The organism is Candidatus Eisenbacteria bacterium (genome assembly GCA_016235265.1).
Lineage (GTDB): Bacteria > Eisenbacteria > RBG-16-71-46 > RBG-16-71-46 > JACRLI01 > JACRLI01.
In genome coordinates, this window is sequence record JACRLI010000010.1 from 40,536 (window position 1) to 58,758 (window position 18,223).

Consider the following 18,223-nt stretch of genomic DNA (forward strand, 5'->3'; position numbering starts at 1 on the left):
AGTGGAGCGGGCCGGCTCGTTTCCAGCAAGGTCCGGCACGGCTAAGATTCGACAGGACAAGGAACTCGAGGATTGAGCCGCGGCTAGCGAGTTCTCACTTGCCTCTGAAGGAGCTCCGTGCTACGTTATCTGGGAACTTCTTGTCATTAGTCTCTCCTGCATGGGACTATCTTGGTCCCATCCGCTCCCTCTCGTAGGAGGTCACATGAAATACGTTACTGTCGGTATCGCCGCCCTGTGCGCGATCTCCCTTCTGACCCCGGCTCTCGTGGCCGCAGCGCCCGTGACCGGCACCTACTCGTCGCCGAGCCGCGGCGGGAATGTCCTCGTGGGCCGCGCGTCAACATCGCGCCAGTTCATGAACTCCGGCAACCCGAAGGTCTTCAACGGCCAGTCCTGGAGTGGCTCGACCCTGGGTACCCAGTGGGTGATCACGTGTGGTGTGGAAGTGACTTCGGTCCCGCCTGACAGCTCGCTGTTCAACCCGGTCACGCAGACCGGCACCATCACGTACCACCAGACCTTCAACGGCGGCACGTTCACCCTGTTCACCGCCCCGTCGGTCGGCTGGGGCTCCGGCAGTGGCACCCTGCAGACCACACAGGCCGTCAGCCAGGTCTTCCTCAGCGGTGGGATTCCCATGGGCTCGAGTTTCACCGCCGTGACGACTGGCACGTTCTCGGGGGGGTGCCTCCTCCGGTTTGCCATGGCAAATGGGTTCGGTGTCGGTGAGACGCCGTACTTCACGAAGCCTGCGACCTATCCCGCATTCCTCAACGCGACGTGCGGGCTCGCTGACGCTTCGCACCAGTTCGGCACTTGGGGAGATGTCAACGACATCCTGGTGAACATCGACTGCACGACCCCGATCGTCCCGACGACCTGGGGCAAGATCCGGACGATCTTCCGCTAGACGTCCGCGGCCTCGCGACCAGCTTCTTCAACGGCCCGGGTCCCCGCACGGTTCGCTGTGCGGGGACCTTCCTGTGTGGCCGGCGGGATCGCCGCAGCCTATGCGGCTCTCCGCCGCCAGGCGGGAGAGGAGCACAGTAACGCGAACGCAGTACATTCCACGGCGAGGCCCACCGCACACACGGATCAAGTGCGAGAGCGCTGCTTGACGCTTCGAACAAGGCTCCGCATTCTACTCACTACTTCTCCATCGGTATCGTCGGGCTTCCGTTACAGCGGTTGCCGATCTCTGACCCTGGGGTGACCTTCTTGCCTCTGCGCCCACTTCGTTCCGGACCCGCGCGTGGCCCGCTGCTGGCCGTACTCCTCTCCGTGGCTCTGGCCGCGCCTGTTGCCGCCGGCCCGTCGCTTCCCGCGTCGTGGGATGACGCGTTCAGCCCGCTCGAGAGCCGTTCCCGAACGGGAGTGCTCTACGACCGCGTGCTGCCCCTGGCTCACCTCGAGCGCATGGACGGAGGCCCCGCAAGCCCGGTCGTGGACCTGGCCACCTGGCGTCAGGCCTACGACGAGCTGCGCCGGGCCTCCATCGCGCCGGCCACAGGGCCGAGCTTGGACGCGCTCGACGCCAAGGCCCGCGAGGCACAACGCAGGGGAGAGATCCCGCTCGCGGTCTTCGACCGCCGCTTCGAGCGAGTGCGCCCGGACGCCCTCCGAGACGGCACGCTGCAGGTGATTGGCGGCCGGCTGGTCGCGGTCCACGGCTCGCCGCTCGTTGAGGCCCGGGCGTTCGCGGCCGCTGCGCTGGCACCCCGAACGTACCGGGGCGCCGACGTCACGTTCGTCCTCGAAGCCGCCCTGTTCTTCACCCACGACGCCTCTCCGCCGCGAGCGCTCACGATCGACTTTGCCGACGGCCTTGGCCCCCGGCCGGTTCAAATCGGGGAGACGATTCACGTTCGGTACGCGCAACCCGGACGGAAGATCCTGCGCCTGAACCTTGCCCGCGCCGACGGCTCACTTGCGACCTCACGCTTCACCTTCGACGTCTCGGCCCTCGCCACGCCCACCCCCGACGACACGCTCCACGTCACCGCCACGGTTCCCTTCGGTGGCCAGTACGGCACCGGAGAAGCCTATGTGTACCTTGCACCGGGCCACGGGGCGCTTCGCAATCCCGTGGTCATGATCGAGGGCTTCGACTCGGACAACAGCATGAACTGGGACGAGCTCCACGCCCTGCTCAACCGGGAGAACCTCCTGGAGACGCTGCGGGCGGACGGTTACGACGCGGTGGTCCTCAACTTCACGGACGCGACGCTTGCGGTGGAGGAGAACGGGCTTCTCGTCGCGGAGCTGCTCCAGGAAGTGCAATCGCGGGTCGCGCCGCAGGCCACCCTGGCCCTGGTGGGGGCGAGCATGGGTGGCCTGTGTTCGCGCTACGCGCTGGCCTACATGGAGTCGCACGGCATTCCGCACCGGGTGCGGACCTGGATCTCCTTCGACGGGCCCCAGGCGGGAGCGGACATTCCGCTGGGTCTGCAGTACTGGATCAAGTTCTTCTCCGGGCAGTCCGCGGACGCCGCAGCGTTCCTCCAGGTCCTCGGGCGACCCGCGGCCAGGCAGATGCTGCTCTACCACTTCACGGATTCGCCCGGGACCACGGGGGAGCCCGACCCCATGCGGGACTCGCTCGAGGCCTCATTCGCGGCGGTGGGCGGATACCCGGTCCAGACGCGCCGGGTGGCGATCGCGAACGGCAGCGGAATGCAGCAGAACCAGGGCTTCCTGCCGGGGGCGCAGCTGATCCGCTACGAGTACAACGGTCTGTTCGTCGCGATCACCGGAAACGTGTGGGCGGTGCCCGACGCGGCGTCGCAGACGATCTTCAACGGGAGCACCCGGATCCTGTTCTCAACCACCAGCCAGACCGTGAATGTGGGCGGAACTCTCCCATGGGACGGTGCACCGGGGGGATGGCGCGCCTCCATGCTGGAACTCGACACGACCCAGGCGCCCTTCGGGGATATCGTCGCGCTCCACCCGGCCCACTGCTTCATCCCCGCGGTGAGCGCGCTTGGCCTCACCACCGGCAATCCGTTGTTCGACGTCGCGGGCACGCCGGGCCTGGTGGCGTTGACGCCGTTCGACACCGTCTACTATCCGCCCGCAAACCAGGAGCACGTGCTGATCACGCCGGAGAACGCGGTGTGGGCGCGCGAGGAGATCGAGCGGGGAGCCGTCGTGGGTGTGCCGGGCGGAGGCCCGAAGGATCCGAACGAGGTCCGGCTGGCGGCGGCCCCGAGCCCATTCACCGGGCCGCTGCGGATCCAATTCACGCAACCGCGCCCGGGCCGGGTAAGCCTGCGGGTACTCGACGTGACCGGCCGGGAAGTGTGCAGGTTGGTGGACGGACCTCGGCCGCTTGGCACGGGTTCGGCCGGATGGAATGGGAGAGACCCCCGCGGTGCCCGGCTGTCCTCAGGGATCTACTTCTTGCGGCTCGAAGCGTCCGGCGTGAAGCGCACCCGTCGGGTCGTGAAGCTGGATTGACTCCGAACCGCCCCGCAAACGCTCGCCGACAGATTCCCGCTGCGGTTGGGCAACCTTGCCAGGTGCCTGCCGGGAAGTACGCCGAACGATCAGTACCTCTTGACATATTATGCCAGGGTGTGCTAATTTCACTCATTGCACACGATTGGCCGCGCACTTTGAGATGCAGCCATAGGGATACAACGCCAAGTAACACAGACACTTAGTGTTTCCTACCCGGCCCCGTCGGGACTAGCTACCTCCCGGCCCACGCGGCCACAGCTACGGAGGGATGCACCGTGCGCCACACCCCCAGTCTCGTGTCGGCCTGCCTCCTTGCCCTCACCATGCTTCAGCCGATCCCCGCAGTGGCCCAGACGGGCTTCACCGCGGATGCCGCGCTGACGTACCTGGGCACGTTCGGCGGGGTCCAGCGCTACCGCTACGACTACACGCTCACCAACACAGAGGATGCCTACGGCCTTACAGCGTTCCGCGTGTTCTTCAACTCCTCGCCGACGGAGCCCTTCGCTCCCACGGGCGACTACGCGACGCTCGTCTCCTACGCTGCGCCGGCCGGCTGGAACGACGTGTATGTCCAGGCGAAGAACGAGTTCGGACAGTGGTACATCGAGTGGAACTACGAATTCAGTCCGCCCCCCGACCCCCTGGCGCTGGGGGCGGGCCTCTCCGGGTTCTCGGTGGTGTTCGACTGGACGGGGCCAGACCTGCTTCCCTCGGCCCAACATGCCCAGGCCAGCAATGGGGAGGCCTACAGCGGCCAGACGAACGTCGCCCTGGGCAGCATCACCGGGGTTGTGACGGGCGCCTGCGGAGGTGCGAATCCGCCGCTGCAGGGCATCACTGTGGATCTCTTCTTCGTGGACAACGGCTTGGACGTCCTGGTGGCTACCATGGGCACGAACGCGTCCGGGAGCTATGAATTCCCGGGCCTGCCCCTGGGAGAGTATCGCGTGGTCATCGTGACGCCTCTGGGATACGTGGCGGATCCCCAGGTCCAGACGGTCAGCCTGACCGGAGACGCCGTTTCGGCCACGGCGAGTTTCGCCACGTCGTGCATCAGCATCACGGCCGAACCCCGCACGATCGGCTACTGGAAGCACCAGGTGAACGTCTATCTCACCGGCAAGGGCAAGGCGCAGGAGACCTTGAGCGACATGATCCGGTTCGTCGACCTGATCGTGGAGCACTTCAACGAGAACATCGTCAACCCGGTGATCATCTACGATCCCAGCAGCGGGGGCACGACACTCCAGAAGATGCAGCAGCTGCTCACGGTGAACATGGGTGGGACGATGCTCGACCGTGCCAAGCAGCAGATGCTCGCCCTGCTTCTCAACGTGGTGTCGGGCAAGATCTCGCAGACGCAGGTCATCAGCCCGAACGGTGCGACCGTCTCGCAGGCGATCACCTACGCCAACGACCTGATCACGGACGCCAACGTCGCCAACGACGAGACCGCCAAGACCATCGCCGACATCATCAACAACGGCCGCCCGGTGCCTTCCGGCATGGTGCCGGCCAGCACGCGGGTCATCACGTACCGCAATCCGGTGGGCCCGGCGGTGGCCGTGCAGTTCGGCCTGGCCGCCCCGTACCCGAACCCGGCGCGCGGCACAAATGTGAGCATCAACTTCTCGGTCAGCCGGTCCGGGCCGGTCGAGCTGCGCCTGTATGACGTGACCGGGCGAAACGTGCGCGTCCTGGCACGCGGCGGGCGCGAGCCCGGCAATTACAGCGTGACGTGGGACGGCCGGGACGACACGGGGAATTCCGTGGCGTCGGGGGTATACTACTGCAGACTCACCGCCCCGGAGGGCATGCGCAGTCGATCGTTCGCCGTGATGCGCTAGGCGGGTTCGTACGAGGAGGGAACCGTGAAGCTTCGGATGGTCTTTCTGGCCGCAGCGCTGCTGGCGCTCCCCGCAGTCGCGGGCGCGGGCAACGTCTGTGACGCCTACTACCGTCTGTACCATCTGACTCCCGGCGGGCCGGTGCGCGTGCTTTCGAACGCGCCCCTGCCACCGGGAAGCAACGTGCCCCCGAACAACCAGTGGCGTTACGAATACGAGGTGATGAACAAGTCCACGGTGGGGGGGACGCTGGGCACCTTCTACGCGTTCTTCAACTCCACGAACCTGGACCTGGCGCACTTCGTTTCGGGCACGATGCCGGCGAGCTGGACCGTCCTGCAGCAGGGTCCGGTCGCGCCGAACTACAACTACAAGGTTCGCTACAGGACCACTTCCAGTGGCGCGATGATCACGTCCGGAAACAAGCTCATCTGCACGGCCACGTTCAACTGGACCGGGAGCACGACCCCGGGCCCGCAGAACTACGACATCGTGGTGTCCGGCGGCTCGGAGCCCGGTGTCACCGTGGAGATCATGGACTTGACCCCGACGGCCCCGATGACGTGGGGCAGGTTGAAGCGCGACTATCGCTAGCGCGAAGTGACTTGCAGCGGGACCCGATCACGGCGGCCGTCTCCCTCGCGGGGACGGCCGCTCCATTCGGTGAGTGGACGACCCCGGCCAGCTGAAGGGAAGCGTCGATCGGCGGGAAGCCCAGGGAGGCCCGCCCATCACCCCAGCGCCGGCCTGCGCAAGTGAAACCCCGTCGCCTCCTGGTATGCCCGCGCGAACGCCAGCAGTTTCGCCTCCTGGTACAGGTTCGCCAGGAAGGTGAGGCTCGTCGGGGTGCCCGGCCCGCCAAAGTTGTTCTCCGCGCCCTCTTCGCTGGACGGGGGTGGCGGGGCGTCATCTCCACGGAAGCCGTTCGGGAGGATCAGTGCCGGCTGGCCGGTCAGGTTGGTGACGACCAGTTGCTGGCTGTTGGTCGGCGCGACGACGACATCCACCTTCCCGAACGCCGCGGCGACTGCATCCATCGCCATCCGGCGGGCCCGGCTCGCCTGGATATACTCCACCGCGGGGATGAAACGCGCGGCCCGAAACGCGTTGGGCCAGTCATCCTTGCCCTGGGCGGTGAGGAGCTTGTCCCTCCCGCTGCGTGTCAGCTCGTCGAAGGCTGAGGCGGCCTCCGCAAGCAGCATCTGCACCATCGGGTCATAGGGCAGCTCGGGGAGTTCGACGGGAATCAGGTGCACCCCCATCCGGCGGATCGCCTCCAGGGCCGCGTCGGTGAAACGCCGGTCGTACTCGCCCCGGGCTCGCGCCGCCTCGCGCAGCTTCCTGGCCTCTTCCTGCTTCTTCGATTCTTCAGGCGTCGGAGCCCCGGCTTCGGGAGCAGCGGCGGCCTCGTCGCCAGTGCCCGGCTTGCGTTCGAAGTCTCCCTTCAGATACCCGATACGGAGCACCTTCCAATCCAGGCGCGCGTTCCAGTTGAACACGGCATTTCCGACGGTTCGGTCCCGACCGTCCGGTCCGTGGATCGCGTCCAGCACCAGGGCGCAGTCTTCAACCGTCCGACAGATCGGGCCCAGCTTGTCCATGCTCCATGACAGCGCCATGGCTCCGGTCCGGGGCACGAGGCCGAACGTGGGGCGAAGGCCCGTGACGCCGCACCGGGTCGAGGGGGAGGAGATGGACCCGAGGGTCTCCGAGCCCATGCTGAAGGAGACGCATCCGGCGGCGGTCGCGGAAGCGGGGCCCGCGGAGGATCCACTGGAGCCCTGCTTCGGGTTCCAGGGACTGCGCGTCCGGCCCCCGAACCACAAGTCACCCATCGCCAGCGCCCCCAGCGTGAGCTTGGCCACCAGCACCGCACCCGCCTGGTCCAGCCGCTTCACCACGGTGGCGTCTTCCTGCAGGACCTGTTGCTCGAAGCCTCCGGCTCCCCACGTGGTGGGGTAGCCCTTCACGGCCAGCAGGTCCTTGGCCCCCCAGGCCAGGCCATGCAGCGGTCCACGGTACCGTCCCGCGGCGATCTCCCGGTCCGCGTCCCGTGCCTGCGCCATCGCCCGATCCTCGGTCAGGGTCACGACGAACTTCAGGCGTGGATCGAATCGCTTGAGCCGCTCCAGGTAGAGGGCGGTCAGGGTGGAGGAGGACAACTTGCGGGTGCGAATCCACTCGGCCTGCTGGCGGGCGCTGGCGAAGGCCAGGGCCTCCGGATCCCGCGGCACGCCGCTCGCGGGAGCGGCCGAAGCCCGCAGCGGCCGTCGCCGCGTCTCGTAAGGAGTGCCCGGCAACACCGGATCGAAACGCATCGCCGGCTCGATGGTGTTGGGCATGTGCAGCGCGTGGATGGCCTCGTAGCCCTTGGCCGCGTCGTTCAGGCTCTCGATCAGCATCTCCTTGTGCTCATCGGAGATCTTCACGTCGGCGATTTCAGAAGCGTCATCGATCATCTTCCGCGTGATTCGATCCGCCTTGGCGGACTGTGCCTGCGCCCAGAGCACACCCGGAAGCAGCGTGCCGCCAAGACCCAGACCCATGAACAACCTGACGAAGCTGCGACGATCCAGCATGACGTTTCCTCCCTGCTCGATCCGAGCTTGCCGGCCAGTATAGCCCACGCTCCGACTTTCTCACAGAATCCGGGGCGATCCCTCCCGCGACGCGCTCCGACCGGTGACAGCGGGACCCAGGCTGCCGAAGGTTTGAATCCTTTGTCACTCGCCTGCATCCATGGGGACAGGTTTCAGGCCTGAATTGAAGGGGGTTTCTGCATTCCTGGAGGATCATCCGCCATGAATACAGGTACGACACTTCCGCGCCCGGACACACATGCCACCCCGGGCGTGAACCGTGGCTTCGCCCCGGGCCTGGCTGCCGGATTCGCCTTCCTGCTGTGTGCTCCTGGATTGCTCGCCTCGCCCCGAACTGCGGCTTCGATCTCGGTCTTCTCCACCGGGTTTGAGAGCGGTTTACCCGCGCAGATCGCTGCCCCCGGAGCAGCCCTCGAGGGTGTCCAGGGCTATGCCGGCCTGGGAGCGGCAGGCAACCAATTCTCCGGGAGCTTCCTCCGCGACACGAGCACTTCGCGAACCCGGCCTCCGGGCTCAGTCTGGCTTCCGGCGTGTACTTCGTGCGGCTCAGCCAGGGAGGCGATGTCCGCGGCGCTCGCGTGGCCGTGATCAACTGATGGCGGCAGTGACCTTGTGCCTGACCGCCCACCGATGAGGGACTCTTGTCCCTGACCCCCGGAACACGCCTCGGAATCTACGAAATCACCGCGCCCCTTGGCGCCGGCGGCATGGGCGAAGTGTATCGCGCCCGCGATACGCGCCTGGGCCGCGAGGTGGCGCTGAAGGTGCTTCCCGCCGACGTGGCGTCCGACGCCGGCCGCCTGGCCCGGTTCGAGCACGAGGCCCGCACGGTCGCCTCGATCAACCACCCGAACATCGTCACCCTATTCTCCGTCGAGGACGCCCATGGCACCCGGTTCCTGACCATGGAGCTGGTCGAAGGCCAGGGGCTCGACCGTCACGTCGCCCCGGGTGGGCTGCCGGTCGCGCGCGTGGTGGCGCTGGGCATCGCGCTCGCGGACGCGCTGGCGGCGGCTCACGAGAAGGGCGTGGTGCACCGGGACCTCAAGCCCGCAAACATAATGCTGACGCCCGAGGGGCGGGTGAAGGTGCTCGACTTCGGGCTGGCGAAGCTCGAGACACCACCCTCCGACATTGACTTCACGAGGACCGCAACCCTCGCGGAACCCCTCTCGGCCGACGGGCAGGTCATGGGCACCGTGCCCTACATGGCCCCGGAGCAGGTGCGCGGCGAGGCGGTGGACAGCCGCACGGATCTGTTCGCCCTCGGCATCGTGCTCTACGAGCTGGCCACGGGCCGACGGCCGTTCGACGGCGCCACGACCGGCGTGATCAGCTCCGCGATCCTGCGCGACACCCCGGAGGCCGTTGCGAGCATCCGCAGCGACGCGCCCGCCGACCTGGACCGCATCATCGCCCGCTGCCTCGAGAAGGACCCGCGAGCCCGTTTCCAGGCGGCCCATGAAGTTGGCGACGAACTGCGTCGTGTGGGGCTCCCACGGGAGGCGGGTGCGTTCCTGAAGCCTCCACCGGCGCCCTCCTCGCCGCTGCTCGGCCGCAGGGAGGCGCTCGAATCCGCCGCAGCTCGCCTCGGCGGTGGCGCGCGCGTGCTCACTGTCACCGGCTACGGCGGCACCGGCAAGACCCGGTTCTCGATCGAGCTCTTCCGCCGCCTGGCCCCCGCGTATGCCGGTGGCGCGGCCTACGTCTCGCTCGCCTCCGTCACGGCGCCGGCGGAGGTGCTGCCCACCGTCGCCGTCGCGCTCGACATCGCCGAGGCGCACGGCCGTTCGGCGCTCGATGCGCTCTGCACCGTCATCGGCGACCGCCGCATGCTCCTGCTGCTCGACAACCTCGAGCAGGTGCTCGGGGCCGCCGGCGACATCGCCACGCTGGTCTCCCGCTGCCCCTCGCTGCAGGTGATTGCCACGAGCCGGGCCCCGCTCAAGATCGGCGCGGAATCGGAGTTCGGGCTGCCGCCTCTCGAACTCCCGGCGACGGACGCGACGTCGCCGGAGGAGCTGAAGGGGTGCCCATCGGTCGCACTCCTCGTCCAGCGCGCCGGGAAGGTGAAGCCCGGATTCGCGATCACCACCTCCAACGCGGGGGCGATCGCCGCGATCTGCCGGCGCCTGGACGGGTTGCCGCTCGCACTCGAGCTCGCGGCGGCCCGCCTGCGGGTCCTGGAGCCCTCCGCGTTGCTGCAGCGCCTCGACCACGCCCTCGACCTGCTGACCTCGGGCGATCGCGACCTGCCGCTCCGCCAGCGCACACTGCGCGCGACCATCAGCTGGAGCTACTCGCTCCTGGACGCGGCGGGGCAACGGCTGCTGCGCCGTGCCTCGGTCTTCCACGAAGGCTGGACCTTCGAGGCGATGGAACAGGTCTGCTATGGCGAGGACGAGCGGCACCGGGCGCTCGACGAGCTGGACGCCCTGGTGGAGAACGGGCTCGTGCGCGTGGCGGGCTCGGACGGGCGCTATGCGCTCCTCGAGACGATCCGCGCCTTCGCCGCCGAGCAACTTCATGCGGGGGGAGAGGTGGACGCCATCCGCCAGTCCCATGCCGACTATTGCCTGGGATTGACGGCCGGGGTGGCCGCGGGCATCCGCGCACCGGGGCAGCTGGAGGCCCTGGCGCGCGCGCGGGGCGACTACGCGAACATACTGGCAGCCGTCCAGTGGCTCACCGCCTGCGCGCGTGCGGGGGACAGGGCGGCGCTCGAGAAGGGGCTGCTGGTCTGCGGACACATGAACTGGGTGTGGCACATCGGCGGCCAGCACTTTACCGCGCGCGGCATGCTGGACGCGCTGCTCGCCCTGGCGACGGATCTCCCGCCCAGCCGGGGCCGCGCGCGCTCACGGCTGGCGGCCGGGATGGTCTCCACGACCACCGGTGAGTGGGAACGCTCACTCGGGGAATGGGCGGGCGGCTTCGAGGATGGCAAGGCGGCCGGGGACGACGAAGCCGCGGCCGAGGGGATCATGGGTGTGGGCTACTGCAAACTGAGCCTGGGGCAGATGGAGGCGGCCTCGGCCGCGCTCGACGAAGCCATCGCGCGCAGCGCGGGCGGCGTGAGCGACTTCCTGCATGCGCTCTCGATGGCCCTCAAGGGGATGTTGCTCTTCGCGACGGGAAGTCTGGAACCGGGCATGGCGCTCGTGGAGCAGGCGCTTCGGATCCACGAACGCATCCATGACCAGGAGTGCGGCGGCGTGGCACTCAGCTTCCTCGCACAGATGACCTTCGCAAAGGGCGATCATGCGCGCGCGCTCACGCTCTATCACGAGGCCCTCGCGTCCCTCGAGGCGGTGGGCGATCATCCCGAGATCGCGCGCGTGCACTGCGAGATGGGTTGGACCGCGCTGGCCGCCGCGGATGCGCGCGCGGCGCAGGACTCGTTCGTCCTGGCCGTCCACGCGTACGAAGGGGTCGGCAGCCCGCGCGGGACCGGGCTCGCGCTCCTGGGACTCGCCGCGGTCGAGGCCGCCCGGGCCCGCACCGAGCGAGCCGTGGCGATCGCCGCGGCCGCGCACGCGCTGTCGGAGCGCGCCGGCGTCGTCATCGCCCACCCGATGGATCCGGGCCTCGCCGGACGGATCGAGGCGCTCAAGGCGTCCATCCCGCACGGCAGGCTGGAAGGGCTCGTGGCGAACGCGAGTGCCCTCTCGCCGGCAGCGGTTCTGGCGATGGTCGCGGGGTAGGAGGATTCCAAGACTGCACTGACCGCCATCCCTGGCGCGGGGCCGCCGCACCGACGTTCCTGTCTCTCGCACGATCCGCGGAGGTTCCGTGAAGCCCGCCCCGAGATGCCTCGCTGCCCTGCTGTGCCTTTGCCTCGCTGCATCCGCGCTCGTCACATCCGTCTCAAGGGCTGCCGTTCCCCAGACCATGAGTTACCAGGGAGTCCTCACGGACAACTTGGGTTCCCCGCTGCCCGACGGCCCCCACGATCTCGTGTTCGAACTCTACCCGTCCGACGTGGGCGGCGTCTCCATCTGGAGCGAATCGCAGACCGGGGTCCAGGTGACCCGCGGCTACTTCTCCGTGACCCTTGGAAGCGTCACGCCACTGGGTGTGCCTTTCGATCAACCGTACTGGCTGGAGGTGGCGGTGGACGGCGGTGCGGCCCTGCAGCCGCGGATTCCCCTGGCCTCCGCGCCCTACGCGCTGTCGGTCCAGACGCCCCTGCCGCCGGGAACCCTCTACTCCAACAGCCTCGTGGACGCGCCCGGCATCGCTCAGAACACCAGCAATTACGGTACGATCGGGGGCGCGGGAGATCCGAACTACGCGAATGCCCTTTCGGTGACGATCAACACGCCGGCCCCGGGTTACATCGTGGTCACCGCGGACGCCACGCTGGTGATCCTGTGCTACACGTGGGTGGGGGTCCAGATCTCGGAGACCTCGCACGCGCCCCAGGACGGTCTCCATTACTTCCTCGCCGGCGGTGCGAGCCCCGGGCTCACCAACGAGGGCTACATGCCGGTGTCCCTCCACCGGACCTATTTCAAACCGGCGGGCACGTACACCTTCTACCTCCAGGGCCGCAACGCCAACTTCAGCAGCTGCATTCCCTACATGTTCAATCCCACCATCACGGCGTTGTTCGTGCCGACTTCCTACGGTTCCGTGATAGCGGCTCCGGGCGGACCGGGACCCTTCGCGGCAGGGCAGGTCCTGCACCCGGGCGCGAATCCGCCGCCTCCGCTGGCGCCGGGATCGCTCGTGGACCTGAGGGAGCTCGAGCTGCGCGCGTTGCGATCCGAGACCGAGGCGCGACGGGCCCGGCATGAGCTGGAGCAGGCTCAGAGCAAGGCCGCACGCTCCCGTGCCCGGATGGGAGGCGGCAAGTGAGGACGGCCACCTCCTGGCCCTTCGCGCTCGCACTCCTGGTCCTCGGGGGTGGGGCCATGCCCGCCCATGGCCAGGCAGTCAGGGGTGTGCTGGGGAACGGCGGCGCGCCGGCTTCGGGCGGTGGCGTCGTCCTGCAGGGGACGGCGGGCCAGGGGGCCGTGGGGCTGAGTGCGGGGCCCGACCTCCGTCTGGGTCACGGCTTCTGGTGCTACGCCGGCTCGCAGGTGGTGGGGGTGCCGCTGCCGCCCGGCGCGGGTGCGCCCCGGCGGCTCACGCTGGGCCCGACGCAGCCTTCCCCGGCCCGCGGCGCGGTGCGGTTCGCCCTGAGCATGCCCGATGCGGGGAACGTGGAACTGGCGGTCTACGACGCGGCGGGACGCAAGGTCCGCGGCGGCTTCTCGCGACAGCTCGCTGCCGGCTCGCATCGTCTCGACTGGCACGCCCCCGGGGGAATCACGGGCGTCTACTTCGCGCGCGTCACTGTGGACGGGCAGTTCGTCGGGGCGCGGCGGATCGTCCTGGTCAGGTAGATCATCCTCGTGGCGCTTGTCCGATCCCCCGGTTGGGGCGCAATCTTGCTGGACTCCCGGGCGGACCCCGGCGAGAACCCTCACCCGGGGAGGTGCCTCGATGCGGTCCTCAGCGATCCACCCGGCTCTGTTTCTCGCCGTCGCTGCCGCTCCGGCGCTGGCGCAGGAAGAGCAGGTCAGCGCCAGGCTCTGCAGGCGTAGTGGACGATGTTGGGCTCGACGAGCCTCCATGGCCCGCTGGTCTTCCGGGTGACCGCGGCCGCCGCCATGACCTTCAAGGCCGCTGCGTCGCCACCCTGGCCCAGGGGTGGCGGGAAGCCGGACGCCACCAGGTGGGCTGGGAGGGGAGCGGCCTCGCCAACGGGATCTACCTCCGCGCCGAGGGTGCCGAAGTGTGCCAGAGCAGACTTGCAGTGGTGGTATACCTAGGTATACCCTTCATGCACGTGAGCGCCCGACATCAGGTTCTCCGCCTGGTTGGGGCCTTGTATGGCTGATGCCCGCCGGGCGGAGTGATCTCCCTTCCAGACTCTCGCCCAGGAGCCCCCATCATGACACTCGCCCCCGGAATCCGGCTTGGCACTTACGAAATCCTTGGCCCGCTGGGAGCAGGTGGCATGGGCGAGGTGTACCGCGCCCGTGACACTCGGCTGGGACGCGACGTCGCGGTCAAGGTCCTTCCGCAGCACCTCTCCGCCCACCCCGAGATCCGCACGCGATTCGAGCGTGAAGCGAAGACGCTTTCCTCCCTGAATCATCCCCACATTTGCGTCTTGCACGACATCGGCCGCGATGGCGACACGGACTTCCTGGTGATGGAACTGGTGGAGGGGGAGACGCTGGCGGACCGGCTGGCGAAGGGGCCCCTGCCGGTGCCGGAAGTGCTCAGGTTCGGGGGTCAGATCGCGGACGCGCTGGACCGGGCGCACCGGGAGGGCGTGATTCACCGCGACCTGAAGCCGGGAAACGTGATGCTGACTCGTTCCGGCGCGAAGCTCATGGACTTCGGCCTGGCGCGGGAGACCGGGCTGGCGGGCGCTCCCGGCAGCGGCGTGAGCATGGCCGCACTGACCGCATCGCCCACCATGGCGCAGCCGTTGACCGCCGAAGGCAGCATCGTGGGCACCTACCAGTACATGGCACCCGAGCAGCTGGAGGGCAAGGAGGCGGACGAGCGCAGCGACATCTGGGGACTGGGCTGCATCCTCTACGAGATGGCCACGGGCCAGGGCGCGTTCCGGGGCAAGAGCCAGGCCTCGCTGATCTCCTCGATCATGTCGTCCGAACCGCAGCCGATCTCCCACGTCTCGCCGCTCACCCCGCCGGGCCTGGAGCGGCTGGTCCGCGGGTGCCTGGCGAAGGACCCCGAGGAGCGCCTGCGAACCGCGCACGACGTCAAGCTGCAGCTCCAGTGGATCGCCGAGGGCGGCTCGCAGGCCGGGGTGCCCGCCGTGCTGGCCGGACGCCGGCGCAGCCGCGAGCGGCTGGCGTGGTCCCTCTGTGGCGTGACCGCGCTGGCCACCGTCGTCCTGCTCGTCCTCAGGCTGGGCCCCAGGCCGGCAGCGAAGCCGGTGATCTTCGAGCTCACTCCACCCGCCCAGGTCGGCTTCGTGGATCTGCCCCGCATCTCGCCCGACGGCCGCATGCTGGCCTTCAACGCCGGGGACTCGAGCGGTACGCCCGCGATCTGGGTGCGGCAGATGAACTCGCTGCAGGCGCAGAAACTTCCGGGCACCGACGGTGCTTCGCGGCCCTTCTGGTCGCCGGACAGCCGCTTCCTCGCGTACTTCGCGGGGGGAAAGCTCTACAAGATCGACATCGCGGGCGGGCCTCCGCTCACGATCTGTGACGCGCCGCGCGGCTCCGACGGCTCGTGGGGCAGGGGGGATGTCATCCTCTTCGACGGAGCCACGGGAGACACGGTGCAGCGGGTCTCCGCGTCGGGCGGGATCCCCGCGGGCGCGACCACCGTGAATCGCAAGGCGGGCGAGACTTTCACCGCCTGGCCGCAGTTCCTGCCGGACGGGAAGCACTTCCTGTTCGTCTGTTACGGCCCGGGAGAGCGCCGGATGCTGTGCGTGGGGATGCTGGGATCCCTGCAGGCCCAGACCCTCGGCCCCGCCGCGTCGCGCGCGGAATTCACCCTGGGGCACATGCTCTACGTGCGCCAGGGGACTCTCCTCGCGCAGCCCTTCGATGCCGGGACCCGCAAGTTCCGTGGTGACCCGTTCCCGGTTGCCGAAAACGTGGAGTTCGACGCCATCGGCAGCGCCCGGTTCTCCGCCTCCACGGAGGGCACGCTGGTGTACCGGTCGGGAGGGAGCGTCGCATCCCGCGGGCTCACCTGGCTGGACCGCAGCGGCAAGACCATTGGCTCCGTGGGCGGCCTCGCCGACTACGACAACCCTGCTCTTTCGCCGGATGGCTCCCAGCTCGCGGTGGGAATCACCGATCCGGCCCGCGGACTGGGGGACATCTGGGTGTGGGACCTGTCGCGAAACCTTGGGTCGCGGGTCACCTTCGCGAAGCGGGACACGTACGACCCGGTTTGGATGCCCGACGGTCGCGGCGTCCTCTTCACCATGGAAGGGGAATCAGGGGCGGATCTGTTCGTGCGGCGCCTTGGCGGCCCCGGGACGGACTCGCTCCTCCTTCGTTCCTCGGATCAGAAGCTCGCGTGCGGCTGGTCCCCCGACGGGCGGGTCCTGCTCTATTTCTCCCGCAGCCCGAGTGCCACGCGCCGCTGGGACGTGGTGGCCTTCGTACCCGGGGATTCGCTGAGGCCCCGGCCGCTCGTGGCCACGGACTTCAACGAGTACCAACCCTCGATTTCCCCGGACGGGAGGCTCTTCGCCTACGTGTCGTGGGAGTCCGGCAAGGAGGAGGTCTATGTTCAGACCTTTCCGAACAGCGGGGGCAAGTGGCGGATTTCCACCGATGGCGGGCGCGAGCCCTCGTGGCGCCGTGACGGGCGCGAGCTCTTCTATGCGGGAGCGGGCAAGCAGATGCTCTCGGTCAAGGTCGAGCCCGGGGCGACCCCGAAGTTCTCCCTTCCGGAGAAGCTCTTCGACGCCACCGCCATGGTGCCGGAGACGCTCAACCGAAACCGCTACGTCGCGACCCCGGACGGCCAGCGCTTCCTGGTGGTGACCAGCAAGGGCGCGGCCCACGTGGGGGCGACGACGGTGGTCCTGGACTGGCTGGCGCAGCACCGGAAGCGGTGATCTCCCGCCCCGGACCATTGCTGACATTCCAGTCGCACGTGCCATCCTCCGGATATCGTTCGCAAGCCCCACCCCCCGAAGGAGGCGAACATGTCCATCCTCCTGAGGGCCCCGTCACCCGGACGGCGCACCGGCACACGGCAGGCACGGAACTCCGTCCAATCGGGATAGGGGGTCGTGGGTTCGTCCCGCGATCCCCCTCCCACACCACCGGACATGCGGGTCCGCATCCGGCGGTTCAGAAGGTTGAGGTCAGGCGCCCAGCCGGGGAAGCCCCAGCGCGGTGAAGTAGCTGTTGGGCAGCGGCGGCCGTTGGAAGCGACCCGGGCGGCCTGCCCCGCGTTGAGTCCGCGGGCGCGAAGCTCCCGGTAGATCGTCGTTCCCCGTTTCCACTGCTTCAGTTGCACGGCTCGGAGGCGGTGACGGATCCATTCGTCCAGCTCTCGGAACGCTTTGGGGGTGTCCGCCAGCCGGAAGTAGGCCTTCCAGCCCGTCAGATAACCCCGCAGTTCCTCGATGACCTGAGTCAGGCTCCGTCCTCCGTTGCGGCAGGTGATCTGCCGCACCCGATCCTTCATCGTCTTCAGGGCCTTGGGCGCAACGCGGCGCCGGATCGCTCGTCCCTGGGCCACCCAGAAGCTGTAGCCGAGGAACTTGCGTTCCCACGCTCGCGCCACCGCGCTCTTGGATAGGTTGACCCGGAGCCGCAGCCGCGCGTAGAGGCGCGTGAGCGCCTCCATGACCCGTTCCCCGGCCCGCCGGGACCGCACGTACACGTTGCAGTCGTCGGCGTAGCGGCAGAACGCGTGTCCGCGCTTCTCCAGTTCCTTGTCCACCTCGTCCAACAGTACGTTTGCCAGCAGCGGTGACAAGGGGCCACCTTGCGGAGTCCCCTCGTGCCGCTCCATCGCCACCCCGTTGTTCATTACTCCTGCTTCGAGGTAACGACGGATCAGTCCCAGTACCCGCCGGTCCGCGATCCGCTTTGCTAGCCGCCCCATCAGCAGATCATGGTTTACCCGGTCAAAGAACTTCTCCAGGTCCACGTCCACCACCCAGCGACGGCCTTCCTGTATGTACCGTTGCGCCGCGCACACGGCATCGTGCGCACGCCGCTTCGGCCGGAAGCCATAGCTGTGTTCGGAGAAGCTGGGGTCGAACTGCGGCTGCAGCACCAGTTCGCCTTCAGGTGCTCCGTCAGGCCCCCTACGGTCATCCCGTCGATCCCGGGACTGCCCTTGTTCTGCCTTACGCGCTTCAACGCCGCTATCGCGTTGGCGCGAGCAAGCGCCGCCTCCATCAGGCTTGGCTCGCTCCCTGAGCGTCCGGTTCCGTCTGCCACCGTCGGGGCTTCGCCGCTGCACAAGCCATGGGGGGCTTCACCCCTTGCCTCCAGTGCGAGCTCCAGCTGCTGGCTGGACTTCTGGCGCGTGGCCCTTCTGAGACTTGCGGTCGTCGCGCTCTCCCTTCTGTTCGGCCCTTCGCGGCCCAACCCCTGCCGCTACTACGGCCTCGGCTGACTTCTCGCTCCGCATCGCTGCGTCGCCCTTTCAGGCATAAAGCGAGATCTCCCCAGATAAGAGCACTGGCCTTCCCTGCACGACCGCCGGATCTACGCCACCGACCTTCGGTCACAAGAGCTTCACGGTCACTGGCCCGCTCGCCCTGGTCGGCATCGCCTTCTATCCGGTTTC

At 68.3% G+C, this 18,223-nt stretch carries 9 protein-coding genes and 1 pseudogene; 8 read left to right on the forward strand and 2 right to left on the reverse strand.

Going from position 1 to position 18,223, the window contains the following annotated elements; genetic code table 11:
- Positions 1-205 precede the first annotated feature (205 nt).
- From HZB25_05560 to HZB25_05575, 4 genes are all read left to right on the forward strand, one after another.
- Positions 206-913 carry a hypothetical protein gene (locus HZB25_05560; GenBank protein MBI5836690.1) on the forward strand — a complete coding sequence of 236 codons (708 nt, stop codon included), beginning with the start codon at positions 206-208 and terminating at the stop codon, positions 911-913.
- Between the two features lie 479 nt (positions 914-1,392).
- On the forward strand, positions 1,393-3,462 hold the full coding sequence (locus HZB25_05565) for a hypothetical protein (GenBank protein ID MBI5836691.1): 2,070 nt from the start codon (positions 1,393-1,395) through the stop codon (positions 3,460-3,462).
- A gap of 278 nt (positions 3,463-3,740) precedes the next feature.
- On the forward strand, positions 3,741-5,315 hold the full coding sequence (locus HZB25_05570) for a T9SS type A sorting domain-containing protein (GenBank protein MBI5836692.1): 1,575 nt from the start codon (positions 3,741-3,743) through the stop codon (positions 5,313-5,315).
- A 24-nt stretch (positions 5,316-5,339) separates the two neighbouring features.
- Positions 5,340-5,909, forward strand: coding sequence for a hypothetical protein (locus HZB25_05575; protein ID MBI5836693.1), 570 nt, complete (start codon positions 5,340-5,342; stop codon positions 5,907-5,909).
- A 137-nt stretch (positions 5,910-6,046) separates the two neighbouring features.
- Here the strand turns inward: HZB25_05575 and HZB25_05580 are convergent, their stop codons facing one another.
- On the reverse strand, positions 6,047-7,894 hold the full coding sequence (locus HZB25_05580; GenBank protein ID MBI5836694.1) for an amidase: 1,848 nt from the start codon (positions 7,892-7,894) through the stop codon (positions 6,047-6,049).
- Positions 7,895-8,556: 662 nt separating this feature from the next.
- Here HZB25_05580 and HZB25_05585 point away from each other — a divergent pair.
- From HZB25_05585 to HZB25_05600, 4 genes are all read left to right on the forward strand, one after another.
- Positions 8,557-11,619, forward strand: coding sequence for a protein kinase (locus tag HZB25_05585; GenBank protein ID MBI5836695.1), 3,063 nt, complete (start codon positions 8,557-8,559; stop codon positions 11,617-11,619).
- 217 nt (positions 11,620-11,836) lie between these two features.
- Positions 11,837-12,775, forward strand: coding sequence for a hypothetical protein (locus HZB25_05590; GenBank protein MBI5836696.1), 939 nt, complete (start codon positions 11,837-11,839; stop codon positions 12,773-12,775).
- Positions 12,772-13,305, forward strand: coding sequence for a T9SS type A sorting domain-containing protein (locus HZB25_05595; GenBank protein ID MBI5836697.1), 534 nt, complete (start codon positions 12,772-12,774; stop codon positions 13,303-13,305). Before HZB25_05590 ends, HZB25_05595 begins: the two co-directional genes overlap by 4 nt.
- A 551-nt stretch (positions 13,306-13,856) precedes the next feature.
- The gene (locus HZB25_05600; GenBank protein ID MBI5836698.1) at positions 13,857-16,529 is read left to right on the forward strand and encodes a serine/threonine-protein kinase; all 2,673 of its coding nucleotides are present in this window, start codon (positions 13,857-13,859) and stop codon (positions 16,527-16,529) included.
- On the opposite strand, the pseudogene ltrA reads toward HZB25_05600, so the two are convergent.
- Positions 16,415-17,829 (reverse strand): annotated as a pseudogene (gene ltrA / locus HZB25_05605) (group II intron reverse transcriptase/maturase). The gene HZB25_05600 and the pseudogene ltrA overlap by 115 nt on opposite strands.
- Positions 17,830-18,223 lie beyond the last annotated feature (394 nt).